General features: G+C 60.0%; 18 protein-coding genes. 13 read left to right on the top strand and 5 right to left on the bottom strand.

The genetic code is table 11. The features are described from left to right. Positions 1-102 precede the first annotated feature (102 nt). Positions 103-579, top strand: coding sequence for a transcription elongation factor GreA (greA, locus tag PSV38_RS07925; protein ID WP_300546384.1), 477 nt, complete (start codon positions 103-105; stop codon positions 577-579). A gap of 9 nt (positions 580-588) precedes the next feature. Next, positions 589-1035, top strand: coding sequence for a DUF4149 domain-containing protein (locus PSV38_RS07920; protein ID WP_300546383.1), 447 nt, complete (start codon positions 589-591; stop codon positions 1033-1035). Positions 1036-1045: 10 nt separating this feature from the next. Here PSV38_RS07920 and PSV38_RS07915 read toward each other — a convergent pair whose 3' ends face one another. Beyond that, entirely contained in the window at positions 1046-1510 is a 465-nt protein-coding gene (locus PSV38_RS07915) for a YhbY family RNA-binding protein (RefSeq protein ID WP_300546382.1), read from the bottom strand. 17 nt (positions 1511-1527) lie between these two features. Here PSV38_RS07915 and PSV38_RS07910 point away from each other — a divergent pair, with 17 nt between their 5' ends. From PSV38_RS07910 to glmM, 4 genes are all read left to right on the top strand, one after another. Further along, entirely contained in the window at positions 1528-2202 is a 675-nt protein-coding gene (locus PSV38_RS07910) for an RlmE family RNA methyltransferase (RefSeq protein WP_300546381.1), read from the top strand. 214 nt (positions 2203-2416) lie between these two features. After that, a complete protein-coding gene (ftsH, locus tag PSV38_RS07905) occupies positions 2417-4324 on the top strand; it encodes an ATP-dependent zinc metalloprotease FtsH (RefSeq protein ID WP_300546380.1) in 1908 nt (635 codons plus the stop codon). Between the two features lie 85 nt (positions 4325-4409). After that, the gene (folP, locus tag PSV38_RS07900) at positions 4410-5306 is read left to right on the top strand and encodes a dihydropteroate synthase (protein WP_300546379.1); all 897 of its coding nucleotides are present in this window, start codon (positions 4410-4412) and stop codon (positions 5304-5306) included. Further along, positions 5303-6634, top strand: a complete 1332-nt coding sequence (glmM, locus tag PSV38_RS07895) for a phosphoglucosamine mutase (protein WP_300546378.1) — start codon at positions 5303-5305, stop codon at positions 6632-6634. The genes folP and glmM overlap by 4 nt, the downstream gene beginning before the upstream one ends. Positions 6635-6648: 14 nt before the next feature. On the opposite strand, the gene PSV38_RS07890 is transcribed toward glmM, so the two are convergent. Further along, positions 6649-7164, bottom strand: a complete 516-nt coding sequence (locus tag PSV38_RS07890) for a fasciclin domain-containing protein (RefSeq protein ID WP_300546377.1) — start codon at positions 7162-7164, stop codon at positions 6649-6651. Positions 7165-7409: 245 nt separating this feature from the next. Here PSV38_RS07890 and pstS point away from each other — a divergent pair, with 245 nt between their 5' ends. The 7 genes from pstS to phoR all read left to right on the top strand — a co-directional run bounded on the left by pstS (position 7410) and on the right by phoR (position 14032). Beyond that, positions 7410-8432, top strand: a complete 1023-nt coding sequence (pstS, locus tag PSV38_RS07885) for a phosphate ABC transporter substrate-binding protein PstS (protein WP_300546407.1) — start codon at positions 7410-7412, stop codon at positions 8430-8432. A 223-nt stretch (positions 8433-8655) separates the two neighbouring features. Next, positions 8656-9558 carry a phosphate ABC transporter permease subunit PstC gene (gene pstC, locus PSV38_RS07880; protein ID WP_300546406.1) on the top strand — a complete coding sequence of 301 codons (903 nt, stop codon included), beginning with the start codon at positions 8656-8658 and terminating at the stop codon, positions 9556-9558. Further along, positions 9555-10415 carry a phosphate ABC transporter permease PstA gene (gene pstA / locus PSV38_RS07875; protein WP_300546376.1) on the top strand — a complete coding sequence of 287 codons (861 nt, stop codon included), beginning with the start codon at positions 9555-9557 and terminating at the stop codon, positions 10413-10415. The genes pstC and pstA overlap by 4 nt, the downstream gene beginning before the upstream one ends. A gap of 40 nt (positions 10416-10455) precedes the next feature. Next, positions 10456-11241, top strand: a complete 786-nt coding sequence (gene pstB, locus PSV38_RS07870) for a phosphate ABC transporter ATP-binding protein PstB (RefSeq protein ID WP_300546375.1) — start codon at positions 10456-10458, stop codon at positions 11239-11241. 17 nt (positions 11242-11258) lie between these two features. After that, positions 11259-11966 (top strand): phosphate signaling complex protein PhoU, encoded by a 708-nt coding sequence (gene phoU, locus PSV38_RS07865; RefSeq protein ID WP_300546374.1) that lies wholly within the window; start codon positions 11259-11261, stop codon positions 11964-11966. Between the two features lie 21 nt (positions 11967-11987). Then, the gene (phoB, locus tag PSV38_RS07860) at positions 11988-12686 is read left to right on the top strand and encodes a phosphate regulon transcriptional regulator PhoB (protein ID WP_300546373.1); all 699 of its coding nucleotides are present in this window, start codon (positions 11988-11990) and stop codon (positions 12684-12686) included. Next, the gene (gene phoR / locus PSV38_RS07855) at positions 12686-14032 is read left to right on the top strand and encodes a phosphate regulon sensor histidine kinase PhoR (protein WP_300546372.1); all 1347 of its coding nucleotides are present in this window, start codon (positions 12686-12688) and stop codon (positions 14030-14032) included. Before phoB ends, phoR begins: the two co-directional genes overlap by 1 nt. A 16-nt stretch (positions 14033-14048) precedes the next feature. Here phoR and PSV38_RS07850 read toward each other — a convergent pair whose 3' ends face one another. The 3 genes from PSV38_RS07850 to rho form a co-directional block, all read right to left on the bottom strand. Then, complete coding sequence (locus PSV38_RS07850) at positions 14049-15734, bottom strand: hypothetical protein (protein WP_300546371.1); 1686 nt, start codon at positions 15732-15734, stop codon at positions 14049-14051. 123 nt (positions 15735-15857) lie between these two features. Next, entirely contained in the window at positions 15858-16112 is a 255-nt protein-coding gene (locus tag PSV38_RS07845) for a type B 50S ribosomal protein L31 (protein WP_230181053.1), read from the bottom strand. Between the two features lie 90 nt (positions 16113-16202). Then, positions 16203-17465: a transcription termination factor Rho gene (gene rho / locus PSV38_RS07840; protein WP_300546370.1), complete on the bottom strand. Its 1263-nt coding sequence runs from the start codon at positions 17463-17465 to the stop codon at positions 16203-16205. Between the last annotated feature and the right edge of the window lie 206 nt (positions 17466-17671).

Raw genomic sequence — 17671 nt, 5'->3', positions numbered from 1 at the left:
GCACACACAGGGCCCCGACTCCAGATCACCATGAGGGCCGCGCCCGGAACCCATCGTCAGATGGCTCACGGGCGCGGCTCCATTCATTGCGAGAGACACATCATGTCCACCATCCCCATCACCAAAATTGGTGCAGAAAAACTCAAGCAAGAGCTGCAAAAGCTCAAGCACGTTGAACGTCCCGCCGTGGTTTTGGCCATTGCCGAAGCGCGTGCCCAGGGCGATCTGTCGGAAAACGCAGAATACGACGCCGCCAAGGACAAGCAGGGCTTCATCGAAGGCCGCATCCAGGAAATCGAAGGCAAATTGTCCGCCGCACAGATCATTGATCCTGCGGCATTGGACGCTGGGGGCCGCGTGGTCTTCGGTTCCACTGTGGATCTGGAAGAAGAAGAGTCGGGCGCCACGGTGACCTATCAGATCGTCGGCGACGACGAAGCAGACCTGAAATTGGGTCTGGTGTCGATCAGCTCTCCCATCGCGCGCGCCATGATTGGCAAAGAGGCGGGTGATGTGGCCGCCGTGCAGGCGCCCAGCGGTGTGCGCCACTACGAAATCATTGAAGTTCGCTACCAGTAAGTCGGATAGATGATTTTTGCGTCACGTTTGCAACCATTGCTGGCCGCCGTTTGGGTCGGCATATTGCTGGCCGTTGGTGGAATTGCAGCCCCAAACCTGTTTGCGGTGCTGGACCGAAGCATGGCAGGCGTGGCTGCGGGGCGCATTTTCGCCACGGAGGCCTATGTGAGTCTGGTGCTGGCCATCGCATTGTTTTTCATTGAGCGCCAGCGTACCCGCCAATCAGCGCTGCAAGCGGGCCAATCGGTCATGTCCGCAGAGCTGATGTTGGTGATGGGGGCCATGTTTGCTACCGTGCTCGGCCATTTCGCCCTGAGCCCGATGATCGTGGCGGCCAAGGCGGGGCAGGGGGGTAGTTTGTCCTTCGGCACCCTGCACGCCATGTCGTCCAGCTTGTTCCTGTTCAAAGGGGTGCTGGTGTTGGCCCTGGCGTGGCGGCTCACTGGCCGCCGCTGAGTTGCCCGGATCAGCCGGGTTTCTTGCTGGGAACGCGTTTTTTGGCGCGTTTGATCAAGCCACCGGCGGTCACGCGCTGGTTGCCCATCACGGTGACTTTCTTGACTTCCGGGCGGCGGGTGCCACTCTTGGAAAACTTCAAGATCTTGACAATGCGCGATCCATTGGCACCGTTGGAAGCCTCTTCAGCTTCTTTTTCCGGAATGGCGCGCCACAAAATCAGCAATTTACCAATGTGCTGGATCGGCGCGGCGCTCAATTGATCGCACAAAGCGGCGAACATCTCGTTGCGCGCAGTGCGGTCGTCTCCCAACACGCGAATCTTGATGAGCCCGTGGGCTTTCAAGGCGTGGTCGGTCTCTTTGACGACGTTGGTTGTCAGGCCTTCGTTCCCGATCATGACGACGGGATCAAGGTGGTGTGCGTCGGCCCTCAGGGCACGTCGCTCGGCAGTTGTCAATTCAATAGCAGGCATCCCTCTATTATCGAGCCATGAAAGTCAAAACGAAAAGCAAAAAGGTCAATAAGGCCTGGTTGAACGACCATCTGACCGATCCTTACGTCCGAATGGCCAAAAAAGACGGCTTTCGGGCGCGTGCGGCCTACAAACTCAAAGAGATCGACGAAAGCCTGAATTTGATCAAACCGGGCCAGTTGGTGATCGATCTGGGGGCCGTTCCAGGCGCCTGGAGCCAGTACGTTCGCCGCAAATTCGCCCCGAAAGACGCTGGTGTGGGGGGGGCGGCCGTGGGCGAGCTCAATGGCGCCATCATCGCCCTAGACCTCCTGGAGTTCGACCCCATCGAGGGCGTCCAATTCATCCTGGGCGATTTTCGCGAGGATGCTGTTTTGGCGCAACTCGACGCGATGGTGGGCGGACGTTCCGTTGACGTGGTCTTGTCTGACATGGCCCCCAACCTTAGCGGCATCGAGTCGTCGGATGCGGCCAAGATCGAGCACCTTGTCGAACTGGCCGTGGAGTTCTCCATGTCGCACCTCAAGACGGAAGGTGCCTTGGTGTGCAAGGTCTTTCACGGCAGTGGCTACAGCCAATTGGTGGAATTGTTTAAAAAATCATTTCGCGTGGTCAAACCGATCAAACCGAAAGCATCACGCGATAAATCTTCCGAGACATTTTTGGTGGGCATAGGGCTCAAAAATCGATGAATTTGAGCGCCAATTGCGTGATGAGGCGTAAATCCTCGGCTTGTCCAGGGATTGGTCCATGCAAGCGGGGGCTTGACTCGCATAGAATCGTCCCCATGTACCGCGAAGACTGCGTGTTCAGTGGCTTGGATGCGGGGTTTTTTGAATCTGTTTCGGTTATCGGGTTGCATCCTGCGCCGGCCGAGACAGAGGGTGAATGGCATAAGGAGCCGCGGTGAACAATCAATGGTTCTCGAAAATTGCTGTTTGGCTGGTGGTGGCGTTGGTGCTGTTCACCGTGTTCAAGCAGTTTGATCGCGCCACGACGGCCGGTAACCAAATTGGCTACTCAGACTTCCTCGAAGAAGTCCGCGCCAAGCGCATCAAGAGCGTCACGCTGCAAGACAGCGGCGGCGGTGGTACGGAGATCATTGCGGTCACCAGTGACGACAAACGTCTGCGCAGCACGGCCACCATTCTGGATCGTGGCCTGGTCGGCGACCTGATCAACAACGGCGTCAAGTTCGACGTGAAGGCCCGCGAAGAGCCCTCGCTCATCATGAGCCTGCTGGTGTCCTGGGGCCCCATGCTGCTGCTGATCGGCGTGTGGATCTATTTCATGCGCCAGATGCAGGGTGGCGGCAAGGGCGGGGCTTTCAGCTTCGGCAAGAGTCGCGCGCGCATGCTGGACGACACCAATAACAATGTCACGTTCGCGGACGTTGCTGGTTGCGACGAGGCCAAGGAAGAAGTCAAGGAACTGGTCGATTTCTTGCGCGATCCGCAGAAATTCCAGAAGCTCGGCGGCCGCATTCCTCGTGGTGTTTTGCTGGTGGGCCCCCCCGGTACCGGTAAAACGTTGCTGGCCAAGTCGATCGCTGGCGAAGCCAAAGTGCCCTTCTTCACCATTTCGGGTTCTGACTTCGTGGAAATGTTCGTTGGCGTGGGTGCAGCCCGTGTCCGCGACATGTTCGAGCAAGCCAAGAAAAACTCGCCTTGCATCATCTTTGTCGATGAAATCGACGCAGTCGGCCGCCACCGTGGCGCTGGCTTGGGTGGTGGTAACGACGAACGCGAGCAGACCCTCAATCAGATGCTGGTCGAGATGGATGGTTTCGAAACCAACCTGGGTGTGATCGTGATCGCCGCGACCAACCGTCCCGACATCCTGGACCCGGCCCTGCTGCGTCCCGGTCGTTTCGACCGCCAGGTTTACGTGACGCTGCCCGATGTGCGGGGCCGCGAACAGATTCTGAACGTCCACGTCCGTAAGGTGCCCGTGGGCCAAGACGTGCGTTCTGACATCCTGGCCCGTGGCACGCCTGGCTTCTCGGGCGCCGATCTGGCCAACCTGGTCAATGAAGCCGCCCTGTTTGCCGCGCGCCGCAATGGCCGTGTGGTCGAGATGCAGGACTTCGAGAAGGCCAAGGACAAGATCATGATGGGCCCGGAGCGCAAGTCGCTGATCATGCCCGAGGAAGAACGCCGCAACACGGCCTACCACGAGGCTGGTCACACTCTGGTCGCCCGCTTGCTGCCCAAGACAGACCCGGTCCACAAGGTCACGATCATCCCGCGTGGCCGTGCACTGGGCCTGACCATGCAGCTGCCTGAAGGCGACCGCTACAGCATGGACAAGGAGCGCATGCTCGACACCATCTCGGTGTTGTTCGGCGGCCGTATCGCTGAAGAAGTGTTCATGAATCAGATGACTACCGGCGCCAGCAACGACTTCGAGCGCGCCACCAGCATCGCCCGCGACATGGTGATGCGTTATGGCATGACCGACGAGTTGGGCCCCATGGTCTACGCCGACAACGAAGGTGAAGTCTTCCTGGGACGTTCGGTCACCAAGACGACGAACATGTCCGAGCAGACCATGCAGACGGTGGACCACGTGATCCGCCGGATCATCGACGAGCAATACGGCGTTGCCCGCAAGCTCATCGAAGACAACAAGGACAAGATGCACTCGATGGCCAAGGCTTTGCTCGAATGGGAAACCATCGATGCCGAGCAGATCGAGGACATCATGCAGGGGCGCGACCCCCGTCCTCCGAAGGATTGGGTTCCCCGCACCACGCCTCCGGGTGGCGGTACCAAGCCTCCGGTGAGCACCGATGGTGCCCCGGCTGCAGCGTGATCCACATCAACTGCGCCTGAATTCAGGCGTGATTCAATCAACGGGGCTTCGGCCCCGTTTTCATTACACCCAGCGTTTGGCCACCATGTTCTGGCACACCACCCGATTCCGAATCGACCTGTCCTCGCCAAAAGTGATGGGCATTGTCAACGTCACCCCGGATTCATTTTCAGATGGCGGAAGTCATGCCGATGCCCAATCGGCGCTGGTGCATTGCGAGCAGTTGTTGAAAGAGGGGGCCGACATCCTCGACATTGGTGGCGAGTCGAGCCGCCCAGGTGCCCCCACCTTGAGCGTAGAAGAGGAGTGGGCGCGCGTGGGTCCGGTCCTGCAGGGGGCGCTCAGTCTGGGTGTGCCCATTTCTGTGGACACCTGCAAGACGCAGGTCATGCAGCGGGCCCTGGACCTGGGCGTGGACATCATCAATGACATCCGCGCTTTGCAGGCGCCTGGTGCGGAGTCGGTGGTGGTGGCGCATGGCCAATGCGGGGTGTGCCTGATGCACATGCAGGGAGACCCGTCCACCATGCAATTTCGCCCGCAATACAGCGATGTGATCGACGAGGTGCGCACCTTTCTGCAGGAAAGGGTGCAAGCCATGGTGGCTCAGAGCGTGGCTCGGGACAGGTTGTGCCTGGACCCTGGCATTGGTTTTGGCAAAACACCGCAACACAACCTGGATTTGTTGCGTCGGCAAAGCGAGCTACTCAGTTTTGGGCTGCCGCTGCTGGTGGGCTGGTCCCGCAAGTCCACCCTTGGGCATGTCACGGGCAGGCCCGTGGGCGATCGTTTGGCCGCCAGTCTGGCCGCTGCGCTGGCGAGCGTTCACCAAGGTGCGAAGGTGGTGCGTGTTCACGATGTGGCCGCCACCGTCGATGCACTGAAGGTGTGGTCCGCATCCGAAATTCCCCCCAATTCTTGGCCGATGGCAGTTCATTCCGCGCCACAATCTATAACCCTTCTCACATCGAACAGGCCATGAGCAGACAATATTTTGGAACCGATGGCATCCGTGGCACGGTTGGTCAAACGCCCATCACGCCGGATTTTGTACTGCGCTTGGGGCATGCCGTCGGGCAGGTTTTGCGGCGCTCAGAAGCCCGGCCCACGGTACTGATTGGCAAGGACACGCGAATTTCCGGCTACATGCTGGAGTCGGCGCTGGAGGCGGGCTTTGCATCCGCAGGTGTCGACGTGTTGTTGACGGGCCCCTTGCCCACACCCGGTGTGGCCTACCTCACCCGCGCACTGCGTTTGAGCTTGGGGGCTGTCATCAGCGCTTCGCACAATCCCTTTGCGGACAACGGCATCAAGTTTTTCTCTGCCCAAGGTGAGAAATTGTCAGACCAATGGGAGAAGGACGTGGAGGCCGCGCTGGAAGTCGCACCGGCTTGGGTTGAATCACCCAACCTTGGCAAAGCTCGTCGCTTGGAGGACGCCCGCGGGCGCTACATCGAGTTCTGCAAGAGTACTTTCGCATCGACCATGTCGCTGAAAGGGCTCAAGCTGGTGATCGATGCTGCCCATGGGGCGGCCTATCAGGTGGCGCCCGAGGTGTTCCACGAACTGGGCGCTGAGGTCATCTCGATTGGTTGCTCACCCAATGGCGTCAACATCAACGATGGCGTGGGTGCCACGCATCCCCAGGCCTTGGTGCAGGCGGTCAAGGACCACCAAGCGCACTATGGCATTGCGCTCGATGGCGATGCCGACCGTTTGCAGCTGGTCGATGCCGATGGCCGTTTGTTCAATGGGGACGAGTTGCTCTACGTCATGGTGGCCGATCGCTTGGCACAAGGTCAGAGCGTGCCCGGCGCGGTCGGCACCTTGATGACCAACATGGCGGTCGAGCTGGCCATCCAGGAGCGCGGCGTCGGTTTTGTGCGCGCCAAGGTGGGTGACCGCTATGTGTTGGAAGAATTACTCAGCCGAGGCTGGCAACTGGGGGGGGAGGGTTCAGGCCACCTGATCGCCCTGGACCGCCACACCACGGGCGACGGCATCGTCAGCGCATTGCAGATATTGCAGGCGGTGGCCCGAAGCGGCCGCAGCTTGTCGAGCTGGCTGGAGGGCGTGACCTTGTTCCCCCAGCGCCTCATCAATGTGCGCTTGAAGGCCGGGCAGGACTGGAAAAACAGTCCGGCGTTGGCGGCGGCCCAGGAGGCCGTCCTGCGTCAGCTGGATGGACGTGGTCGGGTGCTGATTCGCCCTTCGGGCACCGAACCGCTGTTGCGCGTCATGGTGGAGGCGCAGGATGGCAGCTTGGCCAACCGCTGCGCTGAGCAGTTGGCCGAGGCAGTCCAGTCCTGATCAGGCGCTGAGGTTCACTTCTTGACGGCGGGCATCAGCACGCGGTCAATGATGTGCACCACACCATTGCCAGCGATCAAATCGGCTTTGATGACCAGACCGTCGTCCACAGTGACAAAATCGCCCGCCTTTGAGGCCGCCAGCTGAGCGCCATTCAAGGTCGTCAACGAGCTGTTGCCATTGATACTGGCCGCCTTCAAGGCACCTGGCACCACGTGGTAGGTCAACACCGACTTGAGCAATTCCGGGTCCTTGCTCAGCTTGTCCAGAGTGGCGGCAGGCACAGCCTTGAAGGCTTCATCCGTGGGCGCAAACACGGTCAATGGGCCGGTGGCTTCCAGTGATGCGGTCAAGCCAGCTTGTTGAGCCAGTTTGTAAAAAGTTGACAGTTCGGGGGTGCGCGCTGCAGCGGCAACCACTGTTGCGGGTACGGGGCTTGCAGTTTGCGCCATGGCTTGGCTGCTCAGCAGCATGGACGTGGCGAGCAAGGCGTTGGCCAACAGGCCGCGTGTTTGGCGGGGAATGTGCATTGAATACTCCATTTCAATCCTGCCCACAGACCATCTGGGGCAACCCCGGCACCTTAAAAGTGTCATGTGACAATCGCGTGACTTGAATGTGACAGATGGGTGGTCAGTCAGGGGTCCTCGGGTTGTCATGGGATTTGTGACAATTGCGCCGGGCCTGTCATAGACTCGTCACAATGCCCACCTACAGTCCACCTTGAGAAATTTGTCTGTCACAGGTTTTTAAAGGCGAACACATGAAATTCAAGATGATCCAAACTGCGGTGGCTGCCGCGTTGTCCTTGTCGGCTGGTCTGGTACTGGCGCAAGACGTGACCGGTGCAGGTGCCACGTTCCCGGCTCCGGTCTATGCCAAATGGGCTGACATGTTCAACAAGGCCACTGGCGTGCGCATCAACTACCAATCGGTGGGTTCAGGCGCAGGGATCAAGCAGATCAAGGCCAAGACGGTGGACTTTGGTGCCACCGACATGCCCTTGAAGGACGATGAGCTGGCCAAGGAAGGCCTGGTGCAGTTCCCCACCGTGATCGGTGGCGTCGTGCTGGTGGTGAACATCAAGGGTATCCAACCTGGCCAGGTCAAGATGACTGGCGAAGTGCTGGGCAACATCTACCTGGGCAAGATCACCAAGTGGAACGACCCTGCGCTGACCGCGCTGAACCCTGGCGTGCCGCTGCCGGATGCCGCGATTGCGCTGGTTCGCCGCGCGGATGGTTCGGGCACCAGCTTCATTTTCACCAACTACCTGTCGAAGGTAAACGCCGAATGGAAGTCCACGGTGGGTGAGGGCACGGCCGTGAAATGGCCTGCAGGCGCGGGTGGCAAGGGTAACGAAGGCGTGTCTGCTTTCGTGCAACGCCTGCCAAACTCGATTGGCTATGTCGAGTACGCCTACGCCAAGCAAAACAAGATGTCGCACGTGTCCTTGAAGAACGCGGCCGGCAATTATGTGCAGCCAGACGACGTGACCTTCAAGGCAGCCGCTGCCAGCGCCGAGTGGGACAAAACCTTCTACCAGGTGCTGACCAACCAAGCCGGCAAGGACGCTTGGCCCCTCAGTGGCGCAACCTTCATCCTGATCCACAAGAGCCAGGACAAGCCCGCCCAAGGTGCCAGCACCCTGAAGTTCTTCAACTGGGCTTACGAAGGTGGCGACAAGACAGCCGCTGATCTGGAATACGTGCCTTTGCCCGCCAGCGTGAAAGATCTTGTTCGCAAGCAGTGGGCCACCGTGACCGACGCGGCTGGCAAGCCGGTGGCTTACAAGTAATCAGAAGATTCAGACGATGCTTGCCGGGCGCCATGGGGTGCCCGGTTTGCTGTTGAACGATTGAACGCAGTACCCTTGGAATGGAGGCACGCACGCCATGACTGCAATATTGCCCGCCGATTTTGACGGCGCCGATGGGGCGCCTTCCCAAGGACGAACCTCCTTCAGGAAAAATCCTGACCCCCGGCGCGTTGCCCTTCCGTGGGCTGATTGGGTGTTCGCCATGTTGGCCCGTGGTGCCGCCTTGCTGACCCTGTCCCTGCTGTTAGCCATCATTGGCTCATTGATCGTGGGTGCCTGGCCGGCCATTCGTGAATATGGTTTCAGCTTCCTGTGGCGCACCGACTGGGATCCTGTTCAGGACAGCTATGGTGGCTTGGTGATGATTTATGGCACTTTGGCCACGTCTCTCATCGCCTTGCTGATCGCCGTGCCGGTGAGCTTTGGCATCGCCCTGTTTCTGACAGAGCTCTCACCCAACTGGCTCAAGCGCCCTTTGGGGATCGCTGTTGAGCTGCTCGCTGCGGTGCCGTCCATCGTGTACGGCATGTGGGGCCTGCTGGTGTTTGGCCCCATTCTGGCCACCTATGTGCAGCAACCCTTGCAAGCGCTGACGACGGGCATCCCTTACGTGGGAGCATTTTTCTCCGGCCCGCCCGTGGGCATCGGCATTTTGTCTGCCGGGATCATCCTGGCGATCATGATCATTCCCTTCATCGCCTCGGTCATGCGTGATGTGTTCGACGTGACGCCCCCGATGCTCAAGGAATCGGCTTACGGCCTGGGTTCGACGACCTGGGAGGTGGTGTCCAAGGTGGTGCTGCCATACACCAAGACCGGCGTGGTCGGCGCCATCATGCTGGGCTTGGGTCGCGCGCTGGGCGAAACCATGGCCGTGACGTTTGTCATCGGCAACATGAACCAGCTCAATTCCTTGTCGGTGTTCGAGGCTGCCAACAGCATCACCTCGGCCCTGGCCAATGAGTTCGCGGAAGCGGGGGAGGGCCTGCACCAAGCCTCGCTGATTTACCTTGGACTGGTCTTGTTCTTCATCACATTCGTGGTGCTGGCGTTCTCCAAGGTCTTGTTGGCCCGCATGAAGAAATCTGAAGGAGCCCGTTCATGAGCACGGCGGAACTGTATGCCATGCGCCGAAAGCGGCACGCCAGCCGCAAGCGCGTCAATGCCATTGCCTTGACCTTGTCGCTCGGCGCCATGGCCTTTGGCCTGGTCTGGCTGGTGTGGATTTTGTTCGAGACGGTTCGTCTGGGCATGGGTGGGTTGGCCTTGGCCACGTTCACCGAAATGACCCCGCCGCCGATGGAAGATGGTGGCCTGGCCAACGCCATCATGGGTTCACTGATGATGGTTGGGCTGGCCACCTTGATTGGCACGCCGGTGGGTGTCATGGCTGGTGTTTACTTGGCCGAGTATGGCCAGAAGGGCTGGCTGGGCAGCGTCACACGGTTCATCAACGACATCCTGTTGTCGGCCCCTTCGATCGTGGTGGGCTTGTTCATCTACTCCACCGTGGTGGCTCGCGCCAAGACGTTCTCGGGTTGGGCTGGTGTGTTGGCCCTGGCATTGATCGTGGTACCGGTGGTGATCCGGACCACGGAGAACATGCTGTCGCTGGTGCCCAGCGCCTTGCGTGAAGCGGCTTATGCCTTGGGCACGCCCAAGTGGCGCGTGATCACCTCGATCACGCTGCAATCGGCCCGCGCGGGTGTGGTGACCGGCATCTTGCTGGCGGTGGCACGCATCTCGGGTGAGACGGCACCGCTGTTGTTCACCGCTTTGTCCAACCAGTTCTGGTCGGCCGACCTGGGTCAACCGATGTCGAGTTTGCCCGTCACGATCTTCAAGTTCGCGATGAGCCCGTATGAGAACTGGCAGAAGCTGGCTTGGGCTGGCGTGTTCATCATCACGGTGGGTGTGTTGGCGCTCAACATCGTGGCACGCACCTTGTTCCGCCAGCGCTGAAGCGTTGGCGAGTTGAAAAGAATTTGTCGGAGATCCCTACATGGATGCCAAGGTTCAAAACCAAACCCCGTTGAAGTCCAAACTGGCTGTGCGCAACTTGAACTTCTATTACGGCAAGTTCCACGCGCTCAAGAACATCAACCTGGAGTTGCCCGAAAAGAAGGTCACGGCTTTCATCGGCCCGTCGGGCTGTGGCAAGTCGACCTTGCTGCGCACCTTCAACCGCATGTTCGAGCTCTACCCTGAGCAGACCGCCAAAGGCGAAATCATGCTGGACGGACAGAACATCCTGACGAGCAAGGACGACGTGTCCCTGATTCGCGCCAAAGTTGGCATGGTGTTCCAGAAGCCCACGCCGTTCCCCATGTCCATCTACGACAACATCGCCTTTGGTGTGCGCTTGTTTGAAAAACTGTCACGCGTCGAGATGGATGAGCGCGTGGAGTGGGCGCTCAAGAAGGCCGCCTTGTGGAACGAGGTCAAAGACAAGCTGAACCAAAGCGGTTCGGGTCTGTCGGGGGGGCAGCAACAACGCTTGTGCATTGCCCGTGGCATCGCGATCAAGCCAGAGGTGCTGCTGCTGGACGAACCTTGCTCGGCGCTGGACCCGATCTCGACCGGCAAGATTGAAGAGTTGATCCACGAACTCAAGGACGACTACACCGTGCTGATCGTGACCCACAACATGCAGCAAGCCGCGCGTTGCTCCGACAACACGGCCTACATGTACCTGGGCGAAGTGATCGAATACGGCCCGACCTCGGACATCTTCATGAAGCCGAAGAAAAAAGAGACCGAAGACTACATCACCGGCCGTTTTGGCTAATCGACGGAGAAGAATTCATGTCTGAAAAACATTTGTCCAGCCAGTTCGACATGGAGCTTGGCGGCATTTCAACCCGAGTGCTCGAGATGGGCGGCCTGGTGGAGTCCCAGGTGGGGCAGGCGATCTATGCCTTGACGCACTTCAACGGTGAAGTGGCCAGCCAGGTGTTGATTGCCGAAGAGCGAGTCAACCAGATGGAGATGGACATCGACGCCGACCTGTCGACCATCATCGCGCGTCGCCAGCCCACCGCCCGAGACCTGCGTTTGTTGATCGCGATCAGCAAGACCATTGGCAACCTGGAGCGCGTGGGTGACGAGGCCGCGCGCATTGCACGCACGGTGCAACGCCTGATCAACACCGGCGTTTCAAGTCGCCTGCGTTTGCCGGTGAACGACCTGTCGTTCGAGGCCGACCTGGCCACAGCATCGTTGCGCAAGGCCCTGGACGCCTTCGCCCGCCTGGACACGCAAACGGCGCTTGAAGTCATCAAGGACGACAACGTGATCGATGCCGAGTTCGATGGCCTGATGCGCAAGCTGATCACCTACATGATGGAAGATCCCCGCACGATTTCAGCGTCGATCGACCTGGTGTTCGTGGCCAAGGCCATCGAGCGCGTGGGCGACCATGCCAAGAACTTGGCTGAGCAGGTCATCTACATCGTCAAAGGTACCGACGTGCGTCACAACACACCCGATGCCGTTGAATCCATCATCAAGTAACCCATCCAGTCAGGAGCCCCCATGAGCCGAGTGCTGGTGGTTGAAGACGAGCCGGCGATTGCCGAATTGATCGCATTGAACCTGAGGCACTCAGGTTTTGAAGTGGTCGTGGCACCCACAGCGGATGCCGCCCAGGCTGAAATCGACCGCGTGTTGCCCAATCTGGTCCTGTTGGACTGGATGTTGCCGGGTCAAAGTGGGCTGTCTCTGGCCAAGCGGTGGCGTTCCGAATCGCGCACGCGCGAACTGCCCATCATCATGCTCACGGCCCGCGCCGAAGAGGTGGACAAGGTGGCTGGTCTGGACGCTGGTGCCGACGACTACCTGACCAAGCCATTTTCAACGCATGAGCTGATGGCCCGTGTGCGCGCGGTCTTGCGCCGCAAGGCACCACAGGCCCTGGATTCTGCGGTGGAAGTGGCGGGACTGCGCCTGGATCCGGCCACCCGGCGGGTGTCGCGCGCCGAGCAAGAGGTCAAGATCGGTCCCACTGAATTCAAGCTGCTGCATTTCTTCATGACCCATCCTGAGCGTGTGCACAGCCGCGCCCAGTTGCTGGACAGGGTCTGGGGTGACCATGTGTTCATCGAGGAGCGCACCGTGGACGTCCACGTGAAGCGTTTGCGAGAGGCCCTGTCGCCCGTGGATCGATCGCAGTTGATCGAAACCGTTCGGGGTGCAGGCTATCGTTTGACTCAGCAAGTGGCCAACGCTGCGTGATGCTGTCTTCACGGGTCGAGAAAACCAACTCATGGCTACTTTCCCGGGTGAGTGCCCGGGTGCTCACTGCCGCAGCTGGCGGGGCAGTGGGCTGGTGGTTTGGTCAGCGCATGGGGCATCCGACGATGCTGGCGCTGCTGTGCGCTGCGGCGGCCGTCTTGGCCCTGTCGGTGCTGGACACGCTCAAGGGCTACCAGATCCTGGATTGGCTGCGCACACCTGAGGCCAACGCCCCTGAGATGCCTGGATTGTGGGGTGAGATCGCCCACCGGGTCCAACGCGTCATCAGGCAACGAGATCAACTGATCGCCGAAGAGCGGCGGCGCCTGGATCAATTCCTGTCGGGCATCCAGGCTTCGCCCAACGGTGTGATTCTGCTGGACGAGACCGAGCACATCACCTGGATCAGCACGGTGGCGGCAGACCACTTCGGGCTCGATCCGGTGCGCGATTTGCACCAGCGCGTGACCAACCTGGTTCGCCAGCCCACCTTCGTGCAGTACCTGCAGGCGGGCGACTACCGCGAACCCGTGAAGTGCCTGATGCCCTGGGGCGGACAAGGTTACCTGTCCTTGCAGGTGCGGCGCTATGGCGAGGGGCTGAAACTGATCCTGTCTCAGGACATCACAGAGCGTGAACGCTCCGACACCATGCGCCGTGATTTCGTGGCCAATGTTTCCCACGAGATCAGAACGCCGTTGACAGTGCTCAATGGCTTCATCGAAACGATGGGGTCCTTGCCATTGACCGATGTCGAGCGAGCCCGGGTGATCATGCTCATGGCCCAACAGGCTGAGCGCATGCAAACCCTGGTCGCTGATTTGCTGACCTTGGCACAGATTGAAGGCAGTCCCAGGCCTTCATCAGACCGATGGATCAAGGTGGATGGTTTGATGCAACGCCTGGAGAACGATGGACTGGGCTTGTCGCGCGGACGCCACCCCATGTCGTTTTCCATGGACGATCAAGGCCAACATGCTGAGATCGCGGGCGTTGAAAGTGAATGGCTCAGCGCCATGGGCAACCTGGTGTCCAACGCTGTGCGCTACACCCCCGATGGCGGTGCCATTCAGGTGCGATGGCTCACCCAGCCCGAGGGCGGTGGCGAATTCAGCGTCCAGGACAGCGGTATCGGTATTGATCCGGAACACATCCCCCGCCTGACCGAGCGTTTCTACCGCGTGGACGGTAGCCGCTCGCGCGAAACGGGCGGGACTGGCCTGGGATTGTCCATTGTCAAGCATGTGGTGCAACGCCATGGCGGTGAGTTGCGCATCGCAAGCGAGGCAGGCAAGGGCTCGACCTTCACTTTGACGGTGCCGACGGCACGCGTGCGTGTGAGTTGAACCCTCACCTTTGGGTTCAAGGTGCTCGGCGGTAAATTGCCACGGACTCGGAATTCTGTGTGCGCTGGTTTTCTCGTGCGACACGGCGCCAGCCGGGGAAAGTGGGCGCGGCATTTTTGGCAGGCAAGCTGTAGATCAACACAGGGCAGGTCCTGGGTACATTGCTTGGCGGCGTCAGGCCATCGACGCGGTAACGTCCGAAATATTCAAGCCCGGTCAACAAGCCCGTTGAGGCGTTGGGCGCGGCAATGCAAGTGCCCACCGGAACGTGTCGCTTGATGCGGTTGACCAGCAGGCGGTAACTCAGCGACTGGTCCAGCGGAGGCAGCAGCAAGGTCATGGCCAGCAACCAGCACAGAGCCACGCCCCCTGCTGGCAACACCAGGCTTTTCCACAGGGCGTGGGATTGGCGGGCCGTGCGCCACCTCACCAAAGCCAGCCACGCTGCGGTTGCCACAGCCCCAAGGACGAGCAAGGGCCATGAAAAATCGGTGGCATAGCCGGGCACCAGCTTGGCGACATTGTTTGCCATCTTGGCCGGTACGCCTGTGTACATGGCGCCATAGTGGAGCCAAATCAACAGGGCCGCTGTGGTGAAAAAGAACACCGAGAACCAGTCGATGGCCGAACCCAAGCTGCGCTGCAGGATGGGCAAGGCGAAAGCCGCCAACACCGCCAAGGCTGGCAGTGCTTGCAACAGAGCGCGGTCGTTGGCGTCCATGGCGATGCAGGCGCCAAAACCCACCAGGGCCGAAAACAATGGCACAGCGATGTGCCTGCGTGCCACTTGGCGTCGCCAATGCCACACCGTCAAGGCCGCCAGCGGCAACACAGGCCAGGTGAACCAGGTGAACAGGCGCAAGGTGCGTCCAATGCCCGACCAGGTGTCGATGCGCAGGGCCCATCCGGGCAGGCCGGTGCTGGTCAACGCGGTGGCCACCATGGCCGCCACGATGCCGCTGGCGGCGACCCACCACAGGTGGGAGCGCATCAACACGTCTTCGGACAAGGCGCAGATCAGCATGCCGGCCGCCGCCAGTTCAAGGGCCACCGTGGGGCTGCCGCTGGCTGCCATCACCGGCAGGCAAACCAGGGTGGCCAGGCGGCTTTGCCAGGGGCGGGATGCCGCCGAGGCCATGCCATACAAAAACAAAGTGCCGCTGACCAGCTGGAGCAGTTCCGGCGTGGTTTCATGGCCCAGTTGCAGCAAACCCAGGCTGGCGATCAAGGCCAGCACCGAACCATCGGCGACCGCGCGGGCGTAGTCCTGGGGCAGCGCCTCGCCCCCAAATGCCAATGGCAAAGGTTGGGCGGCTTTGGTGCGGGCCAGGTGGTAGGTGGCATACCAGGTCAGGCTGAGCACCGACACCAGCAACAAGGCGAAAGGAATGCGTGCGGCCGTGGCGGGGTCCAGCCAGGGCGAGAGCAGGGCAATGAACGCGCCGCCCAGCCAATACGGAAGAATGCCGCCGCCAACAGGCAGAACGCCCCCCACGTTAGGGTGCAGCCAGGACGCCTGGCCGTCTGCCAAGCTCCACATGTGCCCAAACGACGCGATGTCGATGCCCTTCCAGGGGTCGCGCCCAAACAGTCCTGGCAGCACATAGGCGACGCAAAACAGCAGCAATGCCCAGCGGGGCAGCCGCTTCACGGCTTTCTGGGTCACGAGCGCGGGGGTGACGGCCTGGGTGGATGAGCTCATTCGGGTGTGGGCGTCAGCGCAAAATCAGCGCAAATAAAAAGGGCAGCCGAAGCCGCCCTTTGATCAGTGATTGAATCAGCAGGCGTGCTATTCCGAATCCGGAGGCACATCCTGACCGGACAATTACTTCTTCAGGTGCGCAAACTTGTTGCGGAATTTCTCGACACGGCCGCCCAGGGAGTCGATGCTCTTTTGGGTGCCGGTGTAGAAAGCGTGCGATTCGCTCGAGGTTTCCAGCTTGAACAGCGGCAGTTCCCGGCCGTCTTCCATCTTGATGGTTTCACGAGCAGGCGAGCACGAACGTGTCACGAACTTGAAGCCATTGGACTGGTCCACGAAGCAAACGTCGCGGTAGTTGGGGTGAATGCCGTCTTTCATCTTCTAACCTTATGTGCTGTTGAGAATCGGTAGCCACGCGGCACCATGCACGCGCACTTTCCTCTCAGCCGGAAAACCCGAGATTATATATCAACCACCACGACGCATCAAATCGAAGAATTCGTGGTTATTTTTGGTCGACTTCATTTTGTCGAGGATGAATTCCATCGCTTCGATTTCGTCCATCGGATAGAGCAATTTGCGCAAAATCCAGCTCTTCTGCAGGATATCGGGCTTGAGCAGCAGTTCTTCGCGGCGCGTGCCCGACTTGTTCAGCAAAATCGAGGGGTAAACGCGCTTTTCAGACATGCGGCGATCCAGGTGGATTTCGCAGTTGCCGGTGCCCTTGAATTCTTCGTAGATCACTTCGTCCATGCGGCTGCCGGTGTCGACCAGCGCAGTGCCGATGATGGTGAGCGAACCACCTTCTTCGATGTTGCGCGCCGCGCCGAAGAAGCGCTTGGGGCGTTGCAAGGCGTTGGAATCCACGCCACCCGACAGCACCTTGCCGGACGACGGCAAAACGTTGTTGTAGGCCCGGGCCAGGCGGGTGATCGAGTCCAGCAGGATGATCACGTCTTTTTTCAACTCGACCAGGCGCTTGGCGCGCTCGATCACCATTTCGGCGACCTGAACGTGGCGCTGAGCTGGTTCGTCAAACGTGGAGCTGATGACTTCGCCGCGCACGGTGCGCTGCATTTCGGTCACTTCTTCGGGGCGTTCGTCGACCAGCAGCACGATGACGTGAACGTCAGGGTAGTTGTTGGTCAGCGCGTGCGCCAGGTTCTTCATCATGACCGTCTTGCCGCTTTTGGGCGGGGCCACGAGCAGGGCGCGCTGGCCTTTGCCCAGGGGCGCGATCAGGTCGACGATGCGGCTGGTGATGTTTTCATCGGTTTTGATGTCGCGCTCGAGCTTGAACTGTTCGTCGGGGAACAGTGGCGTCAAGTTCTCAAACATGATCTTGTTCTTGTTGACGTCGGGCGACAGGCCATTGACCCGGTCAACCTTCACCAACGCGAAATAACGTTCGCCATCCTTTGGGACGCGCACTTCGCCTTCGACCATGTCGCCGGTGTGCAGGTTGAAGCGGCGCACCTGGCTGGGCGACAGGTAGATGTCGTCCGTGCTGGCCAGGAAGCTCATGTCCAGGGCGCGCAGGAAGCCGAAGCCGTCAGGCAGCACTTCGAGAACACCGTCGCCGAAGACTTGCTCGCCCGCCTTGGCGCGCTTTTTCATGATGGCAAACATCAACTCTTGCTTGCGCATGCGGGAGATGTTCTCGAGCTCAAGGGCTTCTGCCATCGCCGTCAATTCGGTGATGTGCAAAGCCTTCAGTTCTGAAAGATGCATGGATTTGGACCCTGTACGAAACCCTTCAAGCTGCTGCGGTTCGATGGCGAGCTGCGCAAACCTGGGGGTCAGATCGTGGGTAGATTCGAAGGGGGTAGAAAGAAAGGGCGCACGGGCCTTGTGATGCAAGCGCTGTTGCCTAGAACGGCATCAGCTCATGGCCTGTGGCACCCACCAGGCAGTTGGTCACTGCCCAGCTTCATGGG

This window comes from Aquabacterium sp. (assembly GCF_029946005.1).
Taxonomy (GTDB): domain Bacteria; phylum Pseudomonadota; class Gammaproteobacteria; order Burkholderiales; family Burkholderiaceae_C; genus Aquabacterium.
Note: the sequence above shows the minus strand (reverse complement) of the source record. Positions and strands in the feature narration are given on the sequence as shown.

What these genes read in the sequence shown, in the direction of transcription:
- PSV38_RS07910 (WP_300546381.1), top strand. Translation starts at nt 1,528, where the DNA reads ATGAAAGTCAAAACGAAAAGCAAAAAGGTCAATAAGGCCTGGTTGAAC.
- pstB (WP_300546375.1), top strand. Translation starts at nt 10,456, where the DNA reads ATGGATGCCAAGGTTCAAAACCAAACCCCGTTGAAGTCCAAACTGGCT.
- phoB (WP_300546373.1), top strand. Translation starts at nt 11,988, where the DNA reads ATGAGCCGAGTGCTGGTGGTTGAAGACGAGCCGGCGATTGCCGAATTG.
- folP (WP_300546379.1), top strand. Translation starts at nt 4,410, where the DNA reads ATGTTCTGGCACACCACCCGATTCCGAATCGACCTGTCCTCGCCAAAA.
- rho (WP_300546370.1), bottom strand. Translation starts at nt 17,465, where the DNA reads ATGCATCTTTCAGAACTGAAGGCTTTGCACATCACCGAATTGACGGCG.
- phoU (WP_300546374.1), top strand. Translation starts at nt 11,259, where the DNA reads ATGTCTGAAAAACATTTGTCCAGCCAGTTCGACATGGAGCTTGGCGGC.
- PSV38_RS07915 (WP_300546382.1), bottom strand. Translation starts at nt 1,510, where the DNA reads ATGCCTGCTATTGAATTGACAACTGCCGAGCGACGTGCCCTGAGGGCC.
- glmM (WP_300546378.1), top strand. Translation starts at nt 5,303, where the DNA reads ATGAGCAGACAATATTTTGGAACCGATGGCATCCGTGGCACGGTTGGT.
- phoR (WP_300546372.1), top strand. Translation starts at nt 12,686, where the DNA reads ATGCTGTCTTCACGGGTCGAGAAAACCAACTCATGGCTACTTTCCCGG.
- pstA (WP_300546376.1), top strand. Translation starts at nt 9,555, where the DNA reads ATGAGCACGGCGGAACTGTATGCCATGCGCCGAAAGCGGCACGCCAGC.
- PSV38_RS07920 (WP_300546383.1), top strand. Translation starts at nt 589, where the DNA reads ATGATTTTTGCGTCACGTTTGCAACCATTGCTGGCCGCCGTTTGGGTC.
- greA (WP_300546384.1), top strand. Translation starts at nt 103, where the DNA reads ATGTCCACCATCCCCATCACCAAAATTGGTGCAGAAAAACTCAAGCAA.
- pstS (WP_300546407.1), top strand. Translation starts at nt 7,410, where the DNA reads ATGATCCAAACTGCGGTGGCTGCCGCGTTGTCCTTGTCGGCTGGTCTG.
- PSV38_RS07890 (WP_300546377.1), bottom strand. Translation starts at nt 7,164, where the DNA reads ATGCACATTCCCCGCCAAACACGCGGCCTGTTGGCCAACGCCTTGCTC.
- PSV38_RS07845 (WP_230181053.1), bottom strand. Translation starts at nt 16,112, where the DNA reads ATGAAAGACGGCATTCACCCCAACTACCGCGACGTTTGCTTCGTGGAC.
- pstC (WP_300546406.1), top strand. Translation starts at nt 8,656, where the DNA reads ATGTTGGCCCGTGGTGCCGCCTTGCTGACCCTGTCCCTGCTGTTAGCC.
- PSV38_RS07850 (WP_300546371.1), bottom strand. Translation starts at nt 15,734, where the DNA reads ATGAGCTCATCCACCCAGGCCGTCACCCCCGCGCTCGTGACCCAGAAA.